General features: G+C 70.7%; 18 protein-coding genes. 8 read left to right on the plus strand and 10 right to left on the minus strand.

What is annotated here, in order from left to right:
* Nucleotides 1-76: 76 nt before the first annotated feature.
* A complete protein-coding gene (locus OHT76_RS24395; RefSeq protein WP_328872990.1) occupies nucleotides 77-3,214 on the minus strand; it encodes an NACHT domain-containing protein in 3,138 nt (1,045 codons plus the stop codon).
* A gap of 372 nt (nucleotides 3,215-3,586) precedes the next feature.
* Between OHT76_RS24395 and OHT76_RS24400 the strand changes: the two genes are divergently transcribed.
* Entirely contained in the window at nucleotides 3,587-4,192 is a 606-nt protein-coding gene (locus OHT76_RS24400; RefSeq protein ID WP_328872991.1) for a M23 family metallopeptidase, read from the plus strand.
* Here OHT76_RS24400 and OHT76_RS24405 read toward each other — a convergent pair.
* Nucleotides 4,189-4,791, minus strand: a complete 603-nt coding sequence (locus OHT76_RS24405) for a TetR/AcrR family transcriptional regulator (RefSeq protein ID WP_443049829.1) — start codon at nucleotides 4,789-4,791, stop codon at nucleotides 4,189-4,191. The two genes, OHT76_RS24400 and OHT76_RS24405, sit on opposite strands and share 4 nt — an antisense overlap.
* 119 nt (nucleotides 4,792-4,910) lie before the next feature.
* Between OHT76_RS24405 and OHT76_RS24410 the strand changes: the two genes are divergently transcribed.
* A complete protein-coding gene (locus OHT76_RS24410) occupies nucleotides 4,911-6,461 on the plus strand; it encodes an MDR family MFS transporter (RefSeq protein WP_328872993.1) in 1,551 nt (516 codons plus the stop codon).
* A 99-nt stretch (nucleotides 6,462-6,560) separates the two neighbouring features.
* Here OHT76_RS24410 and cseC read toward each other — a convergent pair whose 3' ends face one another.
* From cseC to OHT76_RS24435, 5 genes are all read right to left on the minus strand, one after another.
* Complete coding sequence (cseC, locus tag OHT76_RS24415) at nucleotides 6,561-7,898, minus strand: two-component system sensor histidine kinase CseC (protein WP_328872994.1); 1,338 nt, start codon at nucleotides 7,896-7,898, stop codon at nucleotides 6,561-6,563.
* Nucleotides 7,899-7,910: 12 nt separating this feature from the next.
* Nucleotides 7,911-8,615, minus strand: a complete 705-nt coding sequence (gene cseB / locus OHT76_RS24420; RefSeq protein WP_328872995.1) for a two-component system response regulator CseB — start codon at nucleotides 8,613-8,615, stop codon at nucleotides 7,911-7,913.
* 83 nt (nucleotides 8,616-8,698) lie between these two features.
* Nucleotides 8,699-9,373: a hypothetical protein gene (locus OHT76_RS24425; protein ID WP_443049830.1), complete on the minus strand. Its 675-nt coding sequence runs from the start codon at nucleotides 9,371-9,373 to the stop codon at nucleotides 8,699-8,701.
* Nucleotides 9,361-9,900 carry a SigE family RNA polymerase sigma factor gene (locus OHT76_RS24430; RefSeq protein ID WP_186283894.1) on the minus strand — a complete coding sequence of 180 codons (540 nt, stop codon included), beginning with the start codon at nucleotides 9,898-9,900 and terminating at the stop codon, nucleotides 9,361-9,363. The genes OHT76_RS24425 and OHT76_RS24430 overlap by 13 nt, the downstream gene beginning before the upstream one ends.
* 221 nt (nucleotides 9,901-10,121) lie before the next feature.
* On the minus strand, nucleotides 10,122-11,039 hold the full coding sequence (locus tag OHT76_RS24435; protein ID WP_328872997.1) for an A/G-specific adenine glycosylase: 918 nt from the start codon (nucleotides 11,037-11,039) through the stop codon (nucleotides 10,122-10,124).
* 642 nt (nucleotides 11,040-11,681) lie between these two features.
* Between OHT76_RS24435 and OHT76_RS24445 the strand changes: the two genes are divergently transcribed.
* The gene (locus OHT76_RS24445; protein ID WP_328872998.1) at nucleotides 11,682-12,509 is read left to right on the plus strand and encodes a hypothetical protein; all 828 of its coding nucleotides are present in this window, start codon (nucleotides 11,682-11,684) and stop codon (nucleotides 12,507-12,509) included.
* Between the two features lie 57 nt (nucleotides 12,510-12,566).
* Here OHT76_RS24445 and disA read toward each other — a convergent pair whose 3' ends face one another.
* Nucleotides 12,567-13,691 carry a DNA integrity scanning diadenylate cyclase DisA gene (disA, locus tag OHT76_RS24450; protein WP_328872999.1) on the minus strand — a complete coding sequence of 375 codons (1,125 nt, stop codon included), beginning with the start codon at nucleotides 13,689-13,691 and terminating at the stop codon, nucleotides 12,567-12,569.
* Between the two features lie 81 nt (nucleotides 13,692-13,772).
* Complete coding sequence (radA, locus tag OHT76_RS24455; RefSeq protein WP_328873000.1) at nucleotides 13,773-15,182, minus strand: DNA repair protein RadA; 1,410 nt, start codon at nucleotides 15,180-15,182, stop codon at nucleotides 13,773-13,775.
* Between the two features lie 220 nt (nucleotides 15,183-15,402).
* On the opposite strand from radA, the gene OHT76_RS24460 reads away from it, so the two are divergent.
* A complete protein-coding gene (locus OHT76_RS24460) occupies nucleotides 15,403-17,145 on the plus strand; it encodes a BACON domain-containing protein (protein WP_443049831.1) in 1,743 nt (580 codons plus the stop codon).
* 12 nt (nucleotides 17,146-17,157) lie between these two features.
* Here OHT76_RS24460 and OHT76_RS24465 read toward each other — a convergent pair whose 3' ends face one another.
* The gene (locus OHT76_RS24465; protein WP_328873002.1) at nucleotides 17,158-18,006 is read right to left on the minus strand and encodes a hypothetical protein; all 849 of its coding nucleotides are present in this window, start codon (nucleotides 18,004-18,006) and stop codon (nucleotides 17,158-17,160) included.
* An 83-nt stretch (nucleotides 18,007-18,089) separates the two neighbouring features.
* Between OHT76_RS24465 and OHT76_RS24470 the strand changes: the two genes are divergently transcribed.
* From OHT76_RS24470 to ilvD, 4 genes are all read left to right on the plus strand, one after another.
* Nucleotides 18,090-19,022: a Ppx/GppA phosphatase family protein gene (locus OHT76_RS24470; RefSeq protein ID WP_328873003.1), complete on the plus strand. Its 933-nt coding sequence runs from the start codon at nucleotides 18,090-18,092 to the stop codon at nucleotides 19,020-19,022.
* A 288-nt stretch (nucleotides 19,023-19,310) separates the two neighbouring features.
* On the plus strand, nucleotides 19,311-20,135 hold the full coding sequence (locus tag OHT76_RS24475) for a sugar phosphate isomerase/epimerase family protein (protein WP_328873004.1): 825 nt from the start codon (nucleotides 19,311-19,313) through the stop codon (nucleotides 20,133-20,135).
* On the plus strand, nucleotides 20,132-20,743 hold the full coding sequence (locus OHT76_RS24480) for a TetR/AcrR family transcriptional regulator (protein ID WP_328873005.1): 612 nt from the start codon (nucleotides 20,132-20,134) through the stop codon (nucleotides 20,741-20,743). The genes OHT76_RS24475 and OHT76_RS24480 overlap by 4 nt, the downstream gene beginning before the upstream one ends.
* A gap of 116 nt (nucleotides 20,744-20,859) precedes the next feature.
* Entirely contained in the window at nucleotides 20,860-22,713 is a 1,854-nt protein-coding gene (gene ilvD / locus OHT76_RS24485) for a dihydroxy-acid dehydratase (protein WP_328873006.1), read from the plus strand.
* The last annotated feature ends 3 nt before the right edge of the window (nucleotides 22,714-22,716 follow it).

Consider the following 22,716-nt stretch of genomic DNA (forward strand, 5'->3'; position numbering starts at 1 on the left):
GTGTGCATGTTCGTGTGGCTGGGTGGCGCGTGGGGAACCGTAGGGTTACTGGACGGTAGGTGGCTAGAGGTGTGCGTCACACGACGCCGCGGACCTGCTTGAAGACGGGGGGCACCGGGAGGGGGGCGAGGATCTCCTCGGGGACCCAGGCGACCTCTGGGGCGTGGACGATGGTGACCGAGCGGAGAGCAGGGAACAGGGTCGGGACGGCCGAGAGGTCCTCGGTGCCCTGGAAGTTGTTCAGGCGCAGATGGGTGATGCCGGGCAGGGGTGGGCCCTGCCAGCCGCCCAGGTGCCGCCAGTCGATGCGCAGGTCGTCCAGCTCAGGGAGCCGGGCGACCTCCGCGCAGTCCTCGGGGGAGAGCGGTTCGTACAGCTTGGCCAGGCTCAGCTGCTTCAGTGAGGGAAAGCGGTGCAGTCCGCGCAGGCCGGTATGCATGAGCGCCGACTTGGTGAAGCGTAGATAGCGCAGGTCCAGGTCCCTGGGAAGCGCCTCGTCCAGGGAGTCGGCCTCCAGGATGATGCCGAGGTCGAGCTGGGTCAGGGCCGGCATACCGGAGAGGGCGGACAGATCCAGGTCGGGCTGCAGGTCCAGGGACAGCCAGGACAGGGGGAGGCCGGCCAGGGGGGCCAGGTCTTCCAGGGAGAAGCACCCGCGGAGGTCCAGATAGACGAGCTGGTGCAGGGACGACAGACAGCTCAGGTCCCGCAGCTCGTCGTTGTCCCGGATGACCAGCTCCGCCGTCGTCCCGGGGTTGAGCCCGGCGCTGATCTCATCCGGCGCGATGTCACCGGCCAGCTGCACGGAGCGCCTCCCGCCCAGCTCCCGCAGAAACCGCAACTGCTCCACCGACTGCGCACTGAAGAACAGTTCGTCCTCCGGCAGATGCGCGATGACTTCCTCGCCGTACCGCCGGGTCGCGAACCGATGCCAGGTCCAGGTCAGTTGAGCCCGCACGGCGAGCGCCGGATGGGTCCGGAACCGCGCCAGCACCGGCAGCGCCGCCTCCGTGCCGATGAGCGAGGCCGTTACGACGACCGCCCGCGCCTCCTCCTCGTCCAGCCCCTCCGGGCCGGGCAGCAGCTCCAGGGCGAGCGGTCCTACGGAGGCCAGGGCGCGGGCCTCCTCCGTGGTGCGGGGCGGGATGAGCGAGGCCGCGTTCGCCTCGACCTCTGCGCGGACCCGGGGATCGAGCTCCGTCGCGTGCTCCAGCGAGGCCAGCGCCAGCAGCCGCAGCCGGGCGCTGACGGCACCCTCGGCCCGATCAGCTGCCGTACTCAAGTCCCGTAGCAGATCCGCCCGTTCGCGCGGCCGCGCATGCGCCACCGCCATCCGCACCACATCCGCCCACTGCTCGTCCGCCGCGCCCCGCACCAGCAGTCCGAAGTCGCCGTCCTCCACGGCCGCCTTCGCGCCCAGGTAGTCCTGGAAGGTGCGGTGGACGAACTCCACGGTCCCGGCGGCCGGTTCGCGCAGCAGGCCGCTGCGGACCAGGAGATAGCGCAGGATCTGCCCGGCGTCACCCTGGTCGCCCGCGACCGGCAGGGACGGCAGGACGTCGGCGATGATCCGTTCGGCGCGGTCGCGGTCCAGCTCGGACTGGTTGTTACGGATCAGCCAGTACGCCAGGCGCTGGAGGAGCTGGATCTGCGGCGGCTCCGTGAGGAACACGCCCCCGAACGCGCCCCCGGACATGCCACCGGGGTCCCCCTGCGGGAACATGTCCCGCTCCTCGTCCCGCCGCGCCAGCAGCATCGACAGGGCCGCGTCGTACAACTCCTTGCGTCCGTGCGGGAGATAGCCGCGCCGGTCCCGGTGCAGGGCGCAGATCAGGCCGCACATCAGGGGGTTGGTGGCGAGCCGCCCGAGGTCCGGCTTGGTGCGGACGGCGTCGAGGAGGGAGCGCCGGTAGTCGTCCAGGCGCTCCGGATCGGGCGCGTCGATCCGGGCCGCGGTGTGCCAGCGGTCGATGAACGCGGCCACGTCGTCCTGGCTCATCGGGGTGAGCGCCAGCTCGGTGAAGCCGTCCGCGGCGAGCCAGTCCTCGCGTACGGCGGAGGGGCGGGAGGTGACCAGCCACTGGTTGCCGGGGTAGACGTCGAGGAGGTCGCGCAGCCAGTGGCGGGTGCGTTCCCGCTCGCGTTCGGGGATCTCGTCGATACCGTCGATCAACAGCAGGCCGCGCCCGGCGGCCAGGACCCGGTCCGTCCAGCCGTCCGGCTGGTTCGCGTGGAACGGGACGTGCGCGGCGGACAGGAAGGCGTCCGGCGCCGGAAGGCCTCGGCGGACCAGGGTGCGCAGCGGCAGCACGAACGGGATCCGGTCGCCGCGCTCCCCACGGGCCGCGGTCACCGCGAGCCACTGCACGAGCGTGGTCTTGCCGGACCCCGCGACCCCGCGCAGCAGCACCCGGTCGTGCTCCGAGAGGGCCTGTTCGGCGGGGAGCGCGCTGACGGCGGCGGCGATGTGCAGCCCGCCGGGGCCGGTGGCGCGGTCGTCCTCGGCGGGGCCGAGGGCCTGGAGGCTGAGGTAGGCGGCGTCCAGGGGCCAGCGGTCGGGAGAGTTGGCCAGGTCGATGCCGTAGATCGTGAGCCGGCCGTGCTTGGTGGTGACGTAGGGCAGATAGCGCCGTTCGAAGGTGGTGTCGGTGCCGCCGGCGGGTGGGGTGCGGGCGATCAGTTCGTCGACCTTGGCGATGAGTTCCCGCTGCCGCCGGGACTGTTCGACGAGGGTGCGGGCGACAAAGGCGGACCGCTGGGTGAAGAAGTGCACGATGTGCAGACAGGCCGTGGTGAGCAGACGGCTGTAGAACTGCCCGGCGTCGTAGGAGAGTTCGCGGTCCGGGTGGCCGCTCGCGTTGCGCAGGCTCGCGGCCAGGAACTCGTGCCCGAGGTCCACCGCCTGTACGTCGGTCATGGTGAGGTCGCCCAGGGCGTACAGGGTGTCGGCGAGGGCGTGTACGACGGCCTGCTCCTCGTCGGCGTAGATCGGCCGCTCGTCGCCCTTGAGGGACTGGCGGACCAGCTCGGCGGAGAGTTTGTGCAGGGCGGGGCGGTCCAGGGTGCGCTGCTCGCCCCGGAAGGACACCAGCGCCGAGAGCCTGACCGGCCGGTCCACCAGGGCGGCGCCCGGGCCCTCCCTGACGAACAGCTTCTTGACCAGCGGAGCGACCAGGCCGGACGCGAGCCTGGCGCCGAGTACTGCCGGGTCCAACCCGCCCTCCCCCGTCGTCGAGTAAACGCAGGTCAGCGTAGCGCCGGTCACATTCCGGCGTCCTTGGATCTTGGCGGCCGGTGACATGCCGCACAGGCGATTTGTCCGTTACTAGGCTGAGTAGTGGAAAGGTCCGTTCGGGCAAATGGGACTTATAACCCTGAACTCCCTGGCCGCTTTTGCAGTCATGGGTGGATTCGTCCCTGATGGGAGCTCTGTCAAGAAGAGGTCAGTTTTCTGGTGAAGTACTAGCTTCCGTCGTAGATCAGGGGTTTGGGGGTGGATGGGGGTCGGGGGTACCAAGGACTGGCCCATCCGGCAGCCGTCCGAGTGCCGGGTGGTTTTCATGTCCCCGATCCCCCCGAGGTTTCGATGTCCCAGCGCGTCTCCGTCCGTTCTTCCCGTACGTCCACGCTCCGCACCCGCGTCGCCGCCGTGGCCGCCGCCCTGGGGGCGTCGGTCGTGCTGGGGGCCGGAGTCGCCCAGGCCGCGCAGCCCGCCGCCGCCCAGACCGCCGTGACCGCGAAGGCCACCAAGGCCACCAAGGCCGCCAAGGCCGTCTCCTGGGTCAAGCCGGTGAAGAAGTACACGAAGTCCGCGAGCTACGCCGCGAACGGCGCCATGTGGCAGTCCACCCACAGCGGTCAGGACTTCGCCGTCGCCTCCGGCACCCAGGTCTACGCGGCGCACGGCGGCACGGTCGTCAAGGCCGGCGGCAACGGCGCCGGTGACGGTCCCGCCTACGGCAACGCCGTCGTCATCAAGCACGGCAACGGCACGTACTCCCAGTACGCCCACCTGTCGAAGATCCAGGTGAAGGCCGGCCAGATCGTCAAGACCGGCCAGCGCATCGCCCTGTCCGGCAACACCGGCAACTCCAGCGGCCCGCACCTGCACTTCGAGATCCGTACGACGGCGAACTACGGCACGGCCGTCGACCCGGTCGCCTTCCTGCGCGCCAAGGGCCTGTCGCTCTAACGCTTTTCGCCACCGCGGTGGGCCTGAGTCACCAGGTCCATCGCGACCTCCAGCACCGCCTCGCGCTTGTCCTCGGGATCGGCGTCGAGGTCCTGGAGGAAGAACATCCCCGCGTGCAGGGTGAAGATCGCGCTGACGTAGCGGACCTGGTCGACGAGTTCCGCGCCCGGGTCGATGATGATCTCGCGCAGGCCCTGCATGCGTTCCTTGAACGTCTCGCCGACGCGCAGCTCCCGTACCGTCGCCTGGTTCTCCTGCATGAAGCGGAAGAGGGGGGCGGCGTCGGTCAGGGCGTCGTTGTAGCGCCGTACGATCTCCTGCTTCGTCTCCAGGGTGTGCGGCTGGCCCTTGCCCCACTCGATCAGGTCGAGGATCGGCTGCGTCAGATCGTCGTAGATGCTGACCAGGATCTCTTCCTTGGTCTTGAAGTGGTAGTAGAGCGCCGCCTTGGTGACGTCCAGGCGCTCGGCGATCTCCCGCAGTGAGGTCTTCTCGTACCCCTGCTCGGCGAAGAGTTCGAGCGCCACGTCCTGGATGCGCTGACGGGTGTTACCGCGGCGCCGCTGCTTGGTGCCGTCCGTGTCGCCCATGCCGCCCATCCTCGTACTCCTCGACGCTTGCCAAAAACTTACTTGACGCCCGGCTAGTTACGCCTCTACTTTCCTGAAGTGTAGACAACTAGCCGGGCGGCAAGTAAGTAGCTGGGGGAGTGGGAGTCATGGCGCACACACAGGCCGTGGACGCGGTGGCCGTGGACGCGGTACCGGAGAAACAGCCCAGGAGCGTGCGGGTGGTCCTGCTCGCTCTCATGATCACGATGATGCTGGCGATGCTCGACAACATGATCATCGGTACGGCGATGCCGACGATCGTGGGTGAACTGGGAGGGCTGGAACACCTCTCCTGGGTCGTCACCGCGTACACCCTCGCCACTGCCGCCTCCACCCCGCTGTGGGGCAAGCTCGGCGACATGTACGGGCGCAAGGGCGTCTTCATGAGCTCGATCGTGCTCTTCCTGATCGGCTCCGCGCTCAGCGGCATGGCCCAGGACATGGGCCAGCTGATCGGATTCCGGGCCGTGCAGGGCCTTGGCGCCGGCGGACTCATGGTCGGCGTGATGGCGATCATCGGTGACCTGATTCCGCCCCGTGAGCGCGGCAAGTACCAGGGCATGATGGCCGGCGTCATGGCGCTCGCGATGATCGGCGGTCCGCTGGTCGGCGGCACCATCACCGACCACTGGGGCTGGCGCTGGTCCTTCTACATCAACCTGCCGCTCGGCATCGTCGCCCTGCTCGCCATCAGCGCGGTCCTGCAGCTGCCGAAGAAGCGGGCTCAGGCGCGGATCGACTATCCGGGCGCCGCGCTGCTGACCGTCGGCATCACCGCGATCGTGCTGGTCACCACCTGGGGCGGCACGGAGTACGCCTGGACGTCCGCGCGGATCATGGAGCTGATCGGCATCGGGGTCGCCGCGCTCGTCGGGTTCGTGTTCTGGCAGACCAAGGCCGCCGAGCCGGTGCTGCCGCTGCACATCTTCCGCAGCCGCAACTTCACGCTGATGTCGATCATCGGTTTCATCGCCGGATTCGTGATGTTCGGCGCCACGCTCTTCCTGCCGCTCTACCAGCAGTCCGTGCAGGGCGCGTCCGCCACCAACTCCGGGCTGCTGCTCCTGCCGATGCTCGGCGCGATGCTGGTGACCTCGATGGTCGCTGGCCGGGTGACCACCAACTCCGGCCGGTACTACGTCTTCCCGGTCGCCGGCAGTGCCCTGATGGTCGTCGGCCTGTATCTGCTGTCCACGATGGACACCGGGACCTCCCGGTTCACCTCCGGGGTGTTCATGGCCGTGGTCGGACTCGGCATGGGCTGTCTGATGCAGATCACCATGCTGGTCGCGCAGAACAGCGTGGAGATGAAGGACATGGGCGTCGCGTCCTCCTCCACCACCCTCTTCCGTACGCTCGGCTCCTCGTTCGGTGTCGCGATCATGGGCGCGCTGTTCAACAACCGGGTCCAGGACGTCATGGCCGAGCGGGCCGGGGCGCTCGGCTCCAAGGTGACCGAGCAGTCCGCGCAACTGGACGCGGCGAGCCTGGCGAAGCTGCCGGAGGCGGCGCGGGAGGCGTACCAGCACGCGGTGTCCTCGGGCACGCACTCGGCGTTCCTGCTCGGGGCCGTGGTCGCGGTGGTCTCGCTGATCGCGGCGGTCTTCGTGAAGGAGGTCCCGCTGAAGGGGGCGGGCCCCAAGGAGGAGACCGTCTGACTCGGGGGAGGGGAACGCCCTCAGGGGCGCGGGAAACTGCGCGATCAGCCACGACGGGCGCCGCAGCCGCAAGACGACACAGCGCGGCACCCCGGAGCGTTAGGGCAGCATCGGATAGCTGCCCGTGTTCGTCGGCGCGTGCTCCGGCAGCCACAGCACCGCCACCGCCCCCTCCGCCGGTACGCCCTCCGGGGCACCGGCCGGGCGGATGTTGCGGAATGTCAGCCGTGCGCCCAGCACCCGGGCCTGGCCGGCCGCGATGGTCAGGCCCAGGCCGTGCCCGCGTCCGGCCCGGTCGCTGCTCCCGGTGCGGAAGCGGCTCGGACCGTCGGCGAGGAGGGCCTCGGGGAACCCGGGACCGTGGTCGCGGACCCGGATGACCCGCCCCTCGACGGTGACCTCGATCGGCGGCTTGCCGTGCCGGGAGGCATTGGCGAGCAGGTTGAACAGCACGCGCTCCAGGCGCCGGGGGTCGGTGGTGACCTCCGACTCGTGCACGACCCGGACCTCGACGTCCGGATCCTTCGCCGCGACCCGCCGGGTGATGAACTCGCCCAGCAGGATGTCCTGCAACTCCGCCCGCTCCGAGGCCCCGTCGAGCCGGGCCACCTCCAGGACGTCCTCCACCAGCGTGCGCATGGCCTTCGCCCGGTCCAGGACCAGCTCGGTCGGCCGCCCCGGCGGCAGCAGTTCCGCCGCGGTCAGCAGCCCCGTCACCGGCGTACGCAGCTCGTGCGCGATGTCGGCCGTGACCCGCCGCTCCGCCTCGAGCCGCTGCTGAAGCGCGTCCGCCATGGCGTCCACGGCCCGCGCGAGGTCATCGGTCTCGTCCCGTACGACCCCGCCGATCGCGTCCCGCACCCGTACGTCCGGCTCGCCCTTGGCGACCTGCCCCGCCGCGACCGCCGCCTTGCGCAGCCGGCGTGACATCTGCCCGCCGATCAGCACACCGATCGCGCTGCCGCCGAGGACGACCGCGATGGAGCCGATCACCAGGGCCTGGTCGAGGTCTTTCAGGATGTCGGTGCTGCGGTCGGTGAACCCGGTGTGTAGCGACAGCACGGTCCCGTCCTGCACCGGCACGGCCGCCCAGATGTCAGGACCGCCGCCGGGCGAGTCGGTGACATAGGTCGCCCGCCGCCCCTGCCGTACCTTCTCCCGCAGCGGAGCGGGCAGCTCCGGGTCGTCGACCTTGACACCCGGGAAGTTCGGGCGCGACGACAGCTCGTAGTTGCGGGCGGCGATCTGGATGCGCTCGTCGGCGAGATCGCGCGCGTTGTCCAGCATCGACACGCGCGCGGCGTTGTGCACGACCAGGCTGAGCGCGACCGCCACCAGCGCGCCGACCAGCGCGATGGCCGCGCTGAGCTTCCACTTCAGCCCGGTACGGATATCGGCCGCGCGCAGATCCGCACGGCGCCAGGTGATCCCCCGCATTCCCCGCCCCGCTCAGGCCTTGAGCTTGTAGCCGAAGCCGCGGACCGTCTCGATCCGGTCCTGGCCGATCTTTGTACGCAGCCGCTGCACATGGACGTCGACGACCCGGGTGTCCCCGCCCCAGCCGTAGTCCCACACCCGCTCCAGGAGCTTGTCCCGGGAGAGCACCGTGCCCGGCGCGGAGGAGAACTCCAGCAGCAGCCGCATCTCGGTGGGCGTGAGCGCGACCGGCTGACCGGCCCGGCGCACCTCCATGCCCTCGGTGTCGATCTCCAGTTCACCGAAGGTCAGCACCCCACCGGTCGCCGTCGCCCCCGGCTCCTCGGCCTGGACGCCGCCGCTCGCATGCCCGAAGCGGCGCAGCACCGCGCGGATACGCGCGACGAGCACGGCACCGTCGAACGGCTTGGTGACGTAGTCGTCCGCGCCGGCCTCCAGGCCCAGCACGACGTCGATGGAGTCGGCCCGCGCCGACAGCATGATCACCGGCACGGTCGACTCGTCCCGGATCCGCCGGCACAGGCTGACACCGTCCAACCCGGGGACCATGACGTCCAGCAGGGCGATGTCGGGGCGATCCGCCCGGAACGCCTCCAGGCCCGACAGCCCGTCGGGCATGGCGGTCACCGCGAAGCCGTCCCGCTCCAGGGCGAGCTGGGTGGCCTCGCGGATGACGTCGTCGTCCTCGACGAACAGAACGTGGGTCTGGTCTGCCATCCCGGGTGCTCTCAGTCCTCGTGGTCGTGGGTGTCCAACTGATGATCGGACGGAAGGGCCCGATCGGTTCACACCGGCGGTGGTCAGGTTTCCGGCACCGGCGAGGGCTCGTCGCCGACGACCGTGCCGTAGTCGTTGTGCCAGAAGTACTCCTGGGTGAAGCGGCCCTCGCTCCAGCGGTACGTGATCACGTTCTCGCCGGACGGACTCGACACCGGGTCGCCCTTCTCGTACACCTGCTTGCTCACCACCAGATCGCCGCGGTCGATCTGCGCGTAGACCGGCGGCTCCTCGGCCTTGAACACATTCTCGTACGTGCCGTTCTGCTCGCGATACACATACGAGCCGACGCCCACGCCGTCTCCGCAGGTCAGGACGTTGACGACGACGTCGTCGGAGGATCCGCCGGTCAGGTCGCCGTAGGAGGTGTCGATGGGGTAGTCGTCGGCCGTGCAGGGCTGGAGATCGCGTTTGACCTCGGTCGAGACCAGCGGGTCCGCCTTGATGATCCGCACGACCTCCGCCTGACCGGGGCGGCCGGTAGACATGGGCGAGGGGGCCGACGACGGGGCGACGGCGGCGCCGGCCGCCGACTCGTCCTGCGCCGGGCCCTCGTCCCGGGCGCCGGTGCCGCCGGTGGCGCAGGCGGACACGAAAAGGGCGAGGGCGGCGAACACGGCGAGCGCCGTGATCACCGCCTGATGGGACCCCCGGGCGGGTACCGGCCCCGCACTGGCCTTGTCGGCTAGGCCGCGCAACGCTCCCGCTCCTCACGCTCCAGCGCGCGTGCGTCCAGATCGCGGCTCTCCAGCTCCTCGCGGAGCCGGGCGAGCGCCCGGTGCAGCGTGCTCTTGACCGTTCCGGCCGACATGCCGAGGGCGGCGGCCGTCTCCTCCGTGGACATCTGCTCCCAGTGTCGCAGCACGACCACACTGCGCTGCTTGGGGGCGAGCACCTTCATGACGTCCATCAACAGGGCGCGGTCCGCGTGCTGCTCGGTGGAGTCGTCGACCGAGGCGTCCGGGAGCTGCTCGGTCGGCACCTCCTCCAGCTTGCGGGCCCGCCACCACTCGGTCCGCGTGTTGATCATCACCCGGCGCAGATAGGCGTCCGCGAGCCGCTTGTCCTCGATGGTCTCCCAGCGGCCGTACGTCCGTACCAGCGCCGTCTGGAGGAGGTCCTGGGCGTCCACGGGGTCCGGGACCAGCCGGCGGGCACTGCGCAGCAGCGCGTCCTGCCGGGTGCGGACGTACTCCTCGAACTCGAGCACCTCGCCCTGCGCCATATTGACCGCCTCCACATCCCCGTTTACTGCCCCGTTGACTTCTCTCGCGCTCGTGTCGAGCACGGAAATGAAGCTACGGAGCCGTTGTCACGGGGCTGTGCGAAGCAGCCTGCGGCTGGCACTCGGCTGTCCGTCGGTTGTGTAACGGAAGTAGGAAAGGGGTAAAGCGGTGCATTGATTGGCGCTGCTATGGGGCGATTTGGCGTTACGGCGATGTCGGCTCAGGTCAACGGGAGCCGATACAAACCACCCGGCAGTGGCTCCACCAGTCCGTCCGCGACCAGTCCGTCCAGCGCCCGGGCGCGCTGTACCGGTTCGTGCCATACGCGGTCCAGGGCCGTCTGCGGCACGGGCGCGTGGGCCTCGCGCAGGACGGCGAGCAGCTTGCCGCGCACCTGGCGGTCGGTGCCGGCGTAGGTCTGGCCGCGGCGCGGCGGTCCCTCGTGCTCCGGCTTGCCCGCGAGCCGCCAGGCGCACTGCGCGGCGATCGGGCAGCGGTGGCACGACTCGTTCTTCGCCGTGCACACCAGCGCGCCCAGCTCCATGGAGGCGGCGGCCCAGCGCGCGGCGGTCGGCTCGTCCTCGGGCAGCAGCGCGCGGGCCAGCTTGCGCTCGGCGGCGGTGGTGGCGTTCGGCGGGTACTGCACGCCGGTCACCGCCCGGGCGAAGACCCGGCGGACGTTGGTGTCGAGCACCGGGTGCCGCTGCCCGTACGCGAAGGAGGCGACCGCGGCCGCCGTGTACTCCCCGATGCCGGGCAGCGCCAGGAGCTGGGCGTGATCGGTCGGTACGTCGCCGCCGTGCCGTTCCGTTATCGCGACCGCGGCGCCGTGCAGTCTGAGCGCGCGGCGCGGATAGCCGAGCCGGCCCCAGGCGCGGACGGCCTCGCCCGGAGCCTCGGCGGCCAGGTCGGCGGGGCGCGGCCAGCGGGCCAGCCACTGCTCGTAGACGGGCTGGACCCGGTTCACCGGCGTCTGCTGGAGCATGAACTCACTGACCATCACCCCCCACGGCCCGGCCTCGGACCGCCGCCAGGGCAGATCACGGGCGTGGTCGTCGAACCAGTCGATGACGGGGGAGTGCAGCGGGGACGCTCCGCTGAGGGACTCGGGGGCGTCGGACTTCGTGGGCGCAGTCATGGCCTTACCGATCCTGCCATGCGGGGGAGGGGGCACGGGGGGACCGCCACCCGCTGGGGGGACGGGACCTTGGCTGGGGGCTCGGCATCTGCAGGGCTCGGCACGTGATGATCGGCAGCAGTGCGTGCGTGCCGGTCGCTTGCGGCGTCGGCCGGATGGAACGTCCTGGCATATGGCGGGCCTGTCCACTGTGGCGGCAGAGCCGGGAGCTGGCCACCGCCGAGGAGTGGGCGCGGCTGCGTGAACGCGCCCGGATCGCCCAGGACAGGCACGACTCCCTCGGCCACGGGCTCAGCCTCATCGCCCTACGTGGTCGAGGAGGCGGGCGGCACGACCGTCACCGTCACCAACGGACGGCCCGCGCAGGAGAGTTCCCGGAGCAGTCCGGCCTCCGTCCATGTCTCGGCGGTGTGCTGGACCCACGTAGGAGTGTCCTGTGCCGTCCTCGAAGTTCATGGTCACGGACGGTGGGCGGCGGGTCGATACCGTCACATCCTGCGATCGTCGCGCGCTCGACCTGACGAAAGACAGGGGTGACGGCGCCCGTTGGGGCGGCTGTCCGGGATGATGATCCGGAAAAGTTGTGGCCCGGGGCGGCGGGTGGGGGAAGCGAACGCGCCGATCTCTCGTACAGTTTGCGCCGTGGGATCTCTGCGCAATCCGGTCGGGCCGCTTCCCTCCACCATCTATTGGCGACGGAGGGCCGTACTGCTGTCTGTGGTCGCCCTGTTGGCGCTGCTGATCACCTGGGTGCTCACCTCGGGCGGCGGAGGCGACAAGAACGGCGCGGACGGCGGCAACGGCAAGAATCCCGCACCGTCGACGATCACGCCGGGACCGTCCGGCTCCGGGCCCGCGATCAGCCAAGCGCCGGGCGGACGGGACGAGTCGGAGGACGAGGGCACTGGCGGGTCGGACTCCGGCTCCGGCTCCGGCTCCGGCGACACGTCGGGTTCGGATGGGGGCGACGGGTCGGGCTCCGGTTCCGACGGGAGCGCGGGCGGCGGCTCGACCGGCAGCGGTACGGGAGTGGGAGCGGGCGATGCGCTTCCCGCGGGCTCCTCACTGCCCAACTGCACTGCGGGCGCGGTGAAGTTGACGGTACGGAGTGCCCGTAACACCTACGGACCCGGTGAGACGCCCACCCTGGAACTCACCGCGACGAACTCCTCCGGCGGCGACTGCAAGGTCGATCTCGGCCCGAAGAACGCGGTCCTGACGATCACTCAGGCAGGCAGCGACGACGCCTACTGGTCCTCCGCGGACTGCCCGAAGACCTCCGCCAACTTGCCCTTCCGAGTCGCCGCCGACAGCAGCGTCACGTACACGGTCAAGTGGGACCGCAAGCCGAGCGCAGCCGAGTGCGCAACGCCTCCGGCGGGCTCGGCGGCGGCCGGTACCTACCTGGTGGAAGCAACGACTCCGGGCTTTGCGAAGGCGCAGACGTCGTTCGTCCTGGAGAAGGACTGAGGGTTCGCCGGGGCGCAGCCCGAGCGCCGGGTGGCGCTCACGGCTGCGCGCCGCGGGCTAGACGTACCTCTCGAGAATCGAAGACTCCGCCAACCGCGACAGCCCCTCGCGCACGCTCCGCGCCCGCGCCTCGCCGACGCCGTCCACGGTCTGCAGATCGTCCACGCTCGCGGCGAGCAGCTTCTGCAGCCCGCCGAAGTGCTCCACCAGCCGGTCGATGATCGCCCCGGGCAGCCGAGGCACCTTCGCCAGCAGCCGGAACCCACGCGGCGACACCGCGGAGTCCAGCGCTTCGGGCGACCCTGTGTACCCCAACGCCCGAGCCACCGTGGGCAGTTCCAACAGCTCCGCATGGCTCAGCGCGTCCAGCTCGTACAGCGCCTCCTCGACCGTACGGGACCGCTTGGCCGTCGGCTCGGGCACATAGTCCCGGACCACGAGCTCCCGCTCGGGCTCCACACCCGCGATCAACTCGTCCAGCTGAAGCGCGAGAAGCCGCCCGTCGGTACCCAGCTCCACCACATACTCGGCGATTTCGGTAGCGATCCGCCGCACCATCTCCAGCCGCTGCGCCACCGCCGAGACATCCCGGACCGTCACAAGGTCCTCGATCTCCAGCGCTGACAACGTTCCCGCGACCTCGTCAAGGCGCAGCTTGTACCGCTCAAGGGTCGCCAGCGCCTGATTCGCCCGGGACAGAATCGCCGCGGAGTCCTCCAGCACCCGCCGCTGCCCGTCGACGTACAGGGCGATCAGCCGCATGGACTGGGAGACGGAGACGACGGGGAACCCGACCTGCTTGCTGACCCGGTCCGCCGTACGGTGCCGTGTGCCCGTCTCTTCCGTGGGGATCGTCGGATCCGGCACCAGCTGCACACCGGCACGAAGGATCTTCGACAGGTCGGAGGAGAGCACGATGCCGCCGTCCAGCTTGCACAGCTCCCGCAGCCGGGTCGCCGTGAACTCGACATCCAGCACGAATCCACCCGTGCACATGGCCTCGACGGTCTTGTCGGAGCCCAGCACGATAAGCCCTCCGGTGTTGCCGCGGAGGATCCGCTCAAGGCCGTCGCGCAGGGCCGTGCCGGGTGCCACGGCGCTCAGTGAGGCGCGCATCAGGCCATCGGCACCGGAGCTCCCACCGGACTTTCCGGGAGCTGCTGCCCGGTCGTTGGCTGCCACTGCACTCCTCCGGTCGCAGGATCTGGGGCGCTCCCGTTTCGCACACTTCATTCGTACGGACGGGCGAGACCAGGGCAAAGTCTACCGGCGGTCCTCGTCGTCCCGTGGGGCCTCTCGTCGACGCGAGCGCGGAAGGACCCGGAGGGCGTCCCCTATGTCCGCGACTTCCAGCACCTTCATACCGGGAGGGATCTTCCCGGGATCGCCCGGCACGAGCGCGTGCGTGAAGCCGAGGCGGTGCGCTTCCGAGAGCCGGCGCTGGACGCCCGTAACCCGTCTGACCTCGCCCGCAAGGCCCACCTCGCCGATCGCGACGAGGTTCTTCGGCAGCGGGGTGTCGCTCGCGGCGCTGGCCAGCGCGAGGGCGATGGCGAGGTCAGCGGCGGGCTCGGAGAGCTTCACTCCGCCGACCGTCGCGGAGTAGATGTCCCGCTTGCCCAGGGCGCTGATTCTGCCGCGCTGTTCCAGTACGGCGAGCATCATCGAGACCCGGGAGGTCTCCAGACCGGAGGTGGTGCGGCGCGGGGAGGGGATCTGCGAGTCGACGGTGAGCGCCTGTACTTCGGCGACCAGCGGGCGGCGGCCCTCCAGGGTGACCGTCAGACAGGTACCGGGGACCGGTTCGTCACGACGAGTCAGGAAAAGTCCGCTTGGGTCGGTAAGGCCAGTAATGCCCTCGTCGTGCAGTTCGAAGCAGCCGACCTCGTCCGTCGCGCCGTACCGGTTCTTGACGCCGCGCACCAGACGCAGGCGCGCGTGCCGGTCGCCCTCGAAGTGCAGGACGACGTCCACGAGGTGCTCCAGCAGGCGGGGGCCCGCGATGGCGCCGTCCTTGGTGACATGGCCCACAAGCAGCGTGGACATCCCGCGCTCCTTGGAGGCCCGGATCAGCGCCCCGGCCACCTCCCGCACCTGCGCCATGCCGCCCGGGGCGCCGTCGATCTCCGGGGAGGCCACCGTCTGGACGGAGTCGAGGATCAGCAGGGACGGCTTGACGGCGTCCAAGTGACCGAGCACGGCCGCCAGGTCGGTCTCGGCGGCGAGATACAGATGGTCGTGGAGGGCCTTGATGCGATCGGCGCGCAGCCGGACCTGGCTCGCCGACTCCTCGCCGGTGACATAGAGGGTGCGGTGCTCGTCACTGGCCGCCTTGGCCGCGACGTCGAGCAGCAGCGTGGACTTGCCGACACCGGGCTCACCGGCGAGCAGTACGACGGCCCCGGGCACGAGCCCGCCGCCGAGCACCCGGTCCAGTTCGGGCACCCCGGTGGACCGCGCGGTCGCCTGCCGCCCGTCGACCTGCCCGATGGGCACGGCCGAGTTGGTCACGCGCCCGGGCGCCGTCGTACGGACCGCGGGCGCGCCGTACTCCTCGATCGTCCCCCAGGCCTGACACTCGGGGCACCGACCGAGCCACTTCGCCGTCTGCCACCCACACTCGGTGCAGCGGTAGGACGGGCGCTCTTTGGCGGACTTCGTACGGGCAGCCATGAGCGGAACGGTATCCGGCCCCACTGACAACGCCCTCGACGGCGGCGGGCACGGAACGGTCACCGGCGCTGCGGCTGAGGGAAATCAGCCACGACCATCACGAACCAGCCACGGAATCCAGGGCTCCTGTCCCCTTATGAGGGATCGTTTCACCCGTACGGATTAAATGTGCTCAAGGTGGAAGAAGCCACCACCCCGACCCGCCTACGGTCCACGGGTGATGAGCAGCCGTCCGGAGACCACCACCCGCACCACCGGCGCACACCGAGCGCACCGGGAGGCGCGCGACCGAGGTGCGGCGCGCACCCTGGCGCAGCGTCCGCCCGCGCGCTACGAGCCGTACCTGGACGGCCTGTTCACCTACTGCCTCTCCGTACTGTGCGACCACGACACCGCGACCGCCGCCCTGGGCGACGTCCTCGCGCTGGCCGAGCGCCGTGGGCAGCGCGTCCCGGAGTCCGCCGGCGACCGCCGCGCCTGGCTGTACGCCCTGGCCCGCTGGGCATGCCTGCGCAAGCTGGCCGAGGCCAAGCAGAAACGTCAGGCCACCCACGCGGCGGGCCGCCACGGCACTCATCGGCAGCCCACGACCGCGCCCGTCTCCGAGCAGGTCCAGGAGGACCGCAGACGCCAACTCTCCCTGCTCGCCTGGCCGGAGGCGGCCGGCACCACCCCCGAACAGCGCGAGGCGCTCGAACTCGCCGTACGCCACCACCTCGCCGCCCACGAGGTCGCCGCCGTCCTCGGCATGGACCACGCCGTCGCCCGCGAACTGCTCGCCTCGGCCGCCTGCGAGGTGGAGCGCACGCGCGCGGCGCTCGCCGTGGTGGAGACCGGCACCTGCCCGAGCGTCGCCCGCCTCACCGGCGACAACCAGCTCGTCCTCAGCACGGCCCTGCGCCGCGAGCTGGTGCGCCACGTCGACGACTGCCCGCGCTGCCGCCGTACCGCCGAGCGCGCGGTCCCCGGCCGCTGGCCCGGCGCCACCGTCACCCCGGCGGAACTGCCCGTCCTGGAGGCACCCCGCGCGGCGCTGCACGTCGCCATGGCGCACGTCCCACGCGCGCGGGGCACCGCCCCCCGCTTCGACCGCCGCGGCTTCCCGATGGACCCCAAGGACACGGCCGCCCGCCGGGACCGCCTGCGCGCGCGTGCCGTCACGACGACCGTCGTCGCCACCGTCGTAGCCGCGCCCGTGCTGGCCCTGTGGGCCGCCTACCGGGGCGCGCCCGCCGGCGAGGCGACCGAGGGCCGCTCGGCCAGCGCGAGCGAGGCGCACGGCCCGGACGCCCTCGACGGCGAGACTCCGGAGGGCGGCTACGAGAACGCGGGCAACGCCAGCAGCCATCCCGGCGGCCGCCACGCCAAGGGCGCCAAGCCCGATGTCACGGTCGAGGTCATCAGCGTCACCGGCGCCGGCCAGAAGGGCGCGGCACAGCTCGACGTGACGGCGGGCAACCGCGGCGACACCACGCTCATCACCCTGACCGCGAGCGGCGAAGCCCCCGTGCGCTGGTCCGCGACCACCGGCGCCTCCTGGCTCTACCTGAGCCGCGCCTCGGGAACCCTCGCCCCCGGCGAATCGTTGACGATCAAGGTGTACGTCGACCCGCTCCGCGAGCCGTCCGGGTACTGGAGCGCACAGGTCGCCGTCTCACCCGCCGGAGCCGTCGTGCGCATCGAGGGCTACGGCACCGCGCCGAGCCCCTCCGATCCCGGACCGGGAAGCCCCGACCCGGAGCCCACGGATCCGACTCCGAGCGACCCGCCCCCGTCGTCCCCGGACCCGACGCCCACCGACCCCGAGCCGACGCCGACCGACCCGACACCCACGGACCCCACGCCGAGCGACCCGCCGCCCTCGTCGTCCGACCCGGATCCGCCGCCGTCCGGCCCGGAAGACCCCGGAGACCCGACAGGCTCGACGTCACCGACCGGCGACCCGAGCCCGTCCACGTCGTAGCCCTTGGGGCCGTCAGTCCACCGGATCCGCGGGATGCGGTGCCAGCAGGGGCAGCTGCGAGGCCAGCCGCTCCTCGCACAGCTCGACCAGGCGGTCGTAGCCCGCCTTGCCCATCAGCTCGATCAGCTCCGGCCGGTAGGAGACATACACCGGGTCACCGGCGCCGTGTGCCGAGGTCGCCGAGGTGCACCACCAGTGCAGATCATGGCCGCCCGGGCCCCAGCCGCGGCGGTCGTACTCCCCGATCGACACCTGGAGCACGCGCGTGTCGTCGGGCCGGTCGATCCAGTCGTAGGTCCGCCGGACCGGAAGCTGCCAGCAGACGTCCGGCTTGGTCTCCAGCGGCTCGCGGCCCTCCTTGAGGGCGAGGATGTGCAGCGAGCAGCCCGCGCCGCCCGCGAAGCCGGGCCGGTTCTGGAAGATGCACGAGCCCTGGTACGGGCGGGTCTGCCGGTCGCCGTCCTCGTCCTCCGAGATCCAGCCGGTCTCCGTGCCCACGTCATGGTGCTGCCAGATCTCCGGCGTGAGCCTCGCCACGTTCTCCGCGACCCGCTTCTCGTCGTCCTCGTCGGAGAAGTGGGCGCCCAGGGTGCAGCACCCGTCGTCCGCCCGGCCTGCTTGGATTCCCTGGCAGCCGCTGCCGAAGATGCAGTTCCAACGAGAGGTCAGCCATGTCAGATCGCACCGGAAGATCTGCTCATCGTCTGCCGGATCGGGGAACTCCACCCACGCGCGTGCGAAGTCGAGGCCCTTCTCGTCCGCAGCCAGGGCCTTCTTCGCCTTCTTCGACGGCTTCACCTGCGAAGAACCGCCGGTTGATTTGGCCGTCTTCTGATCCTTCGCCTTTTTCGTCTTTGGCACTCGTCCAGGGTAAGTCGCCCGAGACCCCGGCCGGGACCGCACCGGGGGCGGTGCCCGGCTCGGCGGGCAGTAGCGTTCCGTACATGAGACTCGGTGTCCTCGACGTGGGATCGAACACGGTGCATCTGCTGGTGGTGGATGCGCACCCAGGCGCGCGCCCGCTGCCCGCGCACTCGCACAAGGCGGAGTTGCGCCTTGCCCAACTGCTCGACGAGAGCGGGGCCATCGGGCCCGACGGGGTCGACAAACTCATCTCGGTCGTCAAGGAAGCGCTCCAGGCCGCCGAGGACAAGGGCGTGGAGGACCTGCTGCCGTTCGCGACCTCCGCGGTGCGCGAGGCCAGCAACGCCGATGACGTCCTCGCGCGCGTGAAGGCCGAGACCGGGGTGGAGCTCCAGGTCCTCACCGGCGCGGAGGAGGCCCGGCTCACCTTCCTCGCCGTCCGCCGCTGGTTCGGCTGGTCGGCCGGAAAACTGCTGGTCCTGGACATCGGCGGCGGCTCCCTGGAGATCGCCTACGGCATCGACGAGGAGCCGGACGCCGCGGTGTCGCTGCCGCTCGGCGCCGGGCGCCTCACCGCCGCCTGGCTGCCCGGCGATCCGCCCGACCCCGAGGACATCCGGGCCCTGCGCCGACATGTCCGCGCCCAGATCGCGCGTACGGTCGGTGAGTTCAGCCGCTTCGGACGTCCCGACCATGTCGTCGCCACGTCCAAGACCTTCAAGCAGCTCGCCCGCATCGCCGGCGCCGCCCGCTCCGCGGAGGGCCTGTATGTCCAGCGCGACCTGAAGCGAGAGTCCCTGGAGGCCTGGGTCCCGCAACTGGCCGGCATGACGACCGAGGAACGCGCCGACCTCCCCGGCGTCTCCGAGGGCCGCGCGGGCCAGCTGCTGGCGGGCGCCCTGGTCGCCGAGGGGGCGATGGACCTGTTCGGCGTGGAGACCCTGGAAATCTGCCCGTGGGCGCTGCGGGAGGGCGTGATCCTGCGCAGGATGGACCACCTTCCGGCTGTGTGACACGGGGAGGGTGGCTGGCTGGGGGTGCGCGGGGGCTCGCGCGCCGGGCATGTGCGCGAGGGTTTTGCTCCTACGGCGTGCGCACAGATTTGCACTCGTACGGCGTGCGCTCCCGGCGCATCACCTGGCCCGCGCGCCCCGCGCATCCGAACACACCCCGCCCACCCCGAGTGAAGTGCGCCACCCCCTCCCCACCCCAGCCCCCCGCCTGGCCGATTGCCGTACCCCCACAGCCCGCCCACGGCCGTCGGCTCCCCCGTGCCGAGCGAGGCCCCGTACCCTGTCTCCGTGGCAGAACCAGTGGTGCGCATCCCGGATGCGAAGGTCGCGCTGTCTACGGCCTCGGTCTATCCGGAGTCGACGGCGACGGCCTTCGAGATCGCGGCGCGCCTCGGGTACGACGGCGTCGAGGTCATGGTGTGGACCGATCCGGTCAGCCAGGACATCGAGGCACTGCGCCGGCTCAGCGACTACCACCAGATCCCGATCCTCGCCGTGCACGCCCCCTGTCTGCTCATCACCCAGCGCGTGTGGTCCACCGACCCCTGGACCAAGCTCCAGCGCGCCCAGGCGGCGGCCGAGAAGCTGGGCGCGAGCACGGTCGTCGTGCACCCCCCGTTCCGCTGGCAGCGCCAGTACGCGCGCGACTTCGTCGCCGGAATCTGGCGCATGGCGAACGAGACAGATGTGCGGTTCGCCGTAGAGAACATGTACCCCTGGCGCTACCGCGACCGCGAGATGCTCGCGTACGCCCCCGACTGGGACGTCACCAAGGACGACTACCGCCACTTCACGATCGATCTCAGCCACACCGCGACCGCCCGCACCGACGCCATCCATATGATCGACCGCATGGGTGACCGACTGGGGCATGTGCACCTCGCGGACGGCCGAGGTTCGGCGAAGGACGAGCACCTCGTCCCCGGCCGCGGCACCCAGCCCTGCGCCGAGGTGCTGGAACGTCTCGCCCTGACCGGTTTCGACGGCCATGTCGTCATCGAGGTCAACACCCGCCGGGCGATGTCCAGCGCCGAGCGGGAGGCCGACCTCGCCGAGGCGCTGGCCTACACCCGCCTCCATCTGGCCTCCGCGGTGAAGGTGCCCCGGCCGTGACCGACACCGCAGCACCCCGCCGGGGCCGGGGCCGCCGTACCCGCAGCGAATCCGCCGACACCAGGGCCCGGATCCTGGCCGTGGCCCGCGAGGAGTTCTCCGAGCGGGGTTACGAGAAGACGTCCGTGCGCGGGATCGCCAAGGCGGCCGGTGTGGACTCCGCGCTGGTGCACCACTACTTCGGCACCAAGGAACAGGTCTTCGAGGCGGCCGTGGAAGTCGCCTTCGCGCCCGCGTTCAGGGGCCGCGACATCGTCCTCGACGGCCCCCTCGACAGCGTCGGCGAACGGCTGACCCGGATGATCATCGGTCTCTGGGAGAACCCGGTGACAAGGGCCCCGCTGCTCGCGATCGTCCGCTCGGCCGTCAACAACGAGAGCGCGGCCGCCGTCTTCCGCAAACTGGTCGCCGCCCAGTTGCTGCGCCGTATCGCCGAACAGCTCGACCTCCCGGACGCGGAACTGCGCGCCGAGCTCGCGGCGGCCCAGCTCGTCGGTATCGCGATGATGCGTTACGTCATCAAGATCGAGCCGATCGCCTCGGCGGACCCGGAGCAGATCATCACGAGGGTGGCACCGGTCGTACAGGGCCACCTGACCAGACCCTGAGCAGCACACGGCCGCCGACCGAGACGTACATCCCGCATTCCGGACACCGTGTCCGGACCCTGGATGACCGGCGTACGCTCAATAGCAGCCCTATCTGTCTGAAGGAGCGAGCGACGATGCCCGAGCTGAGGTCCCGCACAGTCACCCACGGTCGCAATATGGCGGGCGCCCGCGCCCTTATGCGCGCCTCCGGTGTACCCGGTGCGGACATCGGCCGTAAGCCGATCATCGCGGTCGCCAACAGCTTCACCGAGTTCGTGCCGGGCCACACCCACCTCCAGCCGGTCGGCCGGATCGTCAGCGAGGCGATCCGTGAGGCGGGCGGCATCCCGCGCGAGTTCAACACGATCGCCGTCGACGACGGCATCGCGATGGGCCACGGCGGCATGCTGTACAGCCTCCCGTCCCGCGACCTCATCGCCGACTCGGTCGAGTACATGGTCGAGGCGCACTGCGCCGACGCCCTGATCTGCATCTCCAACTGCGACAAGATCACCCCGGGCATGCTGAACGCGGCTCTCCGCCTCAACATCCCGACGGTCTTCGTCTCCGGCGGCCCGATGGAGTCCGGCCGCGCCACGCTGGTCGACGGCACGGTCCGTACGCTCGACCTGGTCGACGCGATGTCCGAGGCCGTGAACGAGAAGATCTCGGACGAGGACATCCTCCGTATCGAGGAGAACGCCTGTCCGACCTGCGGCAGCTGTTCCGGCATGTTCACGGCCAACTCGATGAACTGCCTGACGGAGGCCATCGGCCTCTCGCTCCCGGGCAACGGCTCGGTCCTCGCCACGCACACGGCCCGCAAGGGTCTGTACGAGGACGCGGCCCGCACGGTGATGGACATCACCCGCCGCTACTACGAGCAGGACGACGAGACGGTCCTGCCGCGCAACGTCGCCACCTTCCAGGCCTTCGAGAACGCCATGGCCCTGGACATCGCGATGGGCGGCTCCACCAACACGATCCTGCACCTGCTCGCCGCCGCCCAGGAGGCGGGCGTCCCCTTCGGTCTGGAGCAGATCGACGCGGTCAGCCGCCGGGTCCCGTGCCTGGCGAAGGTCGCGCCGAACGTCGCCAAGGACCGCACGTACTACATGGAGGACGTGCACCGCGCCGGCGGCATCCCCGCCCTGCTCGGCGAACTGCACCGCGCGGGCCTGCTGAACGAGGACGTGCACGCGGTCCACAGCCCGTCCCTCGCGGACTGGCTGAAGACCTGGGACGTCCGAGGCGGCTCCCCGTCCCCCGAGGCGCTCGAACTGTGGCACGCGGCCCCTGGCTGCGTCCGCTCCGCCGAGGCCTTCTCCCAGTCCGAGCGCTGGGAGGCGCTGGACGAGGACGCCGAGGGCGGCTGCATCCGCAGTGCCGAGCACGCGTACTCCAAGGACGGCGGCCTGGCGGTGCTGCGCGGCAACCTCGCCGTCGACGGCTGTGTGGTGAAGACGGCCGGTGTCGACGAGTCGATCTGGACCTTCGAGGGCCCGGCGGTCGTCTGCGAGTCGCAGGAAGAGGCCGTCGAGAAGATCCTCAACAAGCAGGTCACACACGGCGATGTGGTGGTCATCCGCTACGAGGGCCCCAAGGGCGGCCCCGGTATGCAGGAGATGCTCTACCCGACGTCCTTCCTCAAGGGCCGCGGCCTCGGCAAGACCTGCGCCCTGATCACCGACGGCCGCTTCTCCGGCGGCACTTCGGGCCTGTCCATCGGCCACGCCTCCCCGGAGGCGGCCTCCGGCGGCACGATCGCCCTCGTCGAGGACGGCGACCGCATCCGCATCGACATCCCGAACCGCACGATCGAGTTGCTGGTCGAGGAGACGGAACTTTCGCGCCGTGAGCAGGCGTTGAACGGTGCGTACGCTCCCAAGAACCGCGAGCGCAAGGTCTCCGCCGCCCTGCGCGCCTACGCGGCGATGGCGACGAGCGCCGACAAGGGCGCGGTGCGCGACGTCACAATGCTCGGCTGACAC

The sequence above is a fragment of the Streptomyces sp. NBC_00287 genome (assembly GCF_036173105.1).
In the GTDB taxonomy this organism is placed as follows: Bacteria; Actinomycetota; Actinomycetes; order Streptomycetales; family Streptomycetaceae; genus Streptomyces.

What these genes read in the sequence shown, in the direction of transcription:
- OHT76_RS24400 (WP_328872991.1), top strand. Translation starts at nt 3,587, where the DNA reads ATGTCCCAGCGCGTCTCCGTCCGTTCTTCCCGTACGTCCACGCTCCGC.
- OHT76_RS24405 (WP_443049829.1), bottom strand. Translation starts at nt 4,791, where the DNA reads ATGGGCGGCATGGGCGACACGGACGGCACCAAGCAGCGGCGCCGCGGT.
- OHT76_RS24410 (WP_328872993.1), top strand. Translation starts at nt 4,911, where the DNA reads ATGGCGCACACACAGGCCGTGGACGCGGTGGCCGTGGACGCGGTACCG.
- cseC (WP_328872994.1), bottom strand. Translation starts at nt 7,898, where the DNA reads ATGCGGGGGATCACCTGGCGCCGTGCGGATCTGCGCGCGGCCGATATC.
- cseB (WP_328872995.1), bottom strand. Translation starts at nt 8,615, where the DNA reads ATGGCAGACCAGACCCACGTTCTGTTCGTCGAGGACGACGACGTCATC.
- OHT76_RS24430 (WP_186283894.1), bottom strand. Translation starts at nt 9,900, where the DNA reads ATGGCGCAGGGCGAGGTGCTCGAGTTCGAGGAGTACGTCCGCACCCGG.
- OHT76_RS24435 (WP_328872997.1), bottom strand. Translation starts at nt 11,039, where the DNA reads ATGACTGCGCCCACGAAGTCCGACGCCCCCGAGTCCCTCAGCGGAGCG.
- radA (WP_328873000.1), bottom strand. Translation starts at nt 15,182, where the DNA reads ATGGCTGCCCGTACGAAGTCCGCCAAAGAGCGCCCGTCCTACCGCTGC.
- OHT76_RS24460 (WP_443049831.1), top strand. Translation starts at nt 15,403, where the DNA reads ATGAGCAGCCGTCCGGAGACCACCACCCGCACCACCGGCGCACACCGA.
- OHT76_RS24470 (WP_328873003.1), top strand. Translation starts at nt 18,090, where the DNA reads ATGAGACTCGGTGTCCTCGACGTGGGATCGAACACGGTGCATCTGCTG.
- ilvD (WP_328873006.1), top strand. Translation starts at nt 20,860, where the DNA reads ATGCCCGAGCTGAGGTCCCGCACAGTCACCCACGGTCGCAATATGGCG.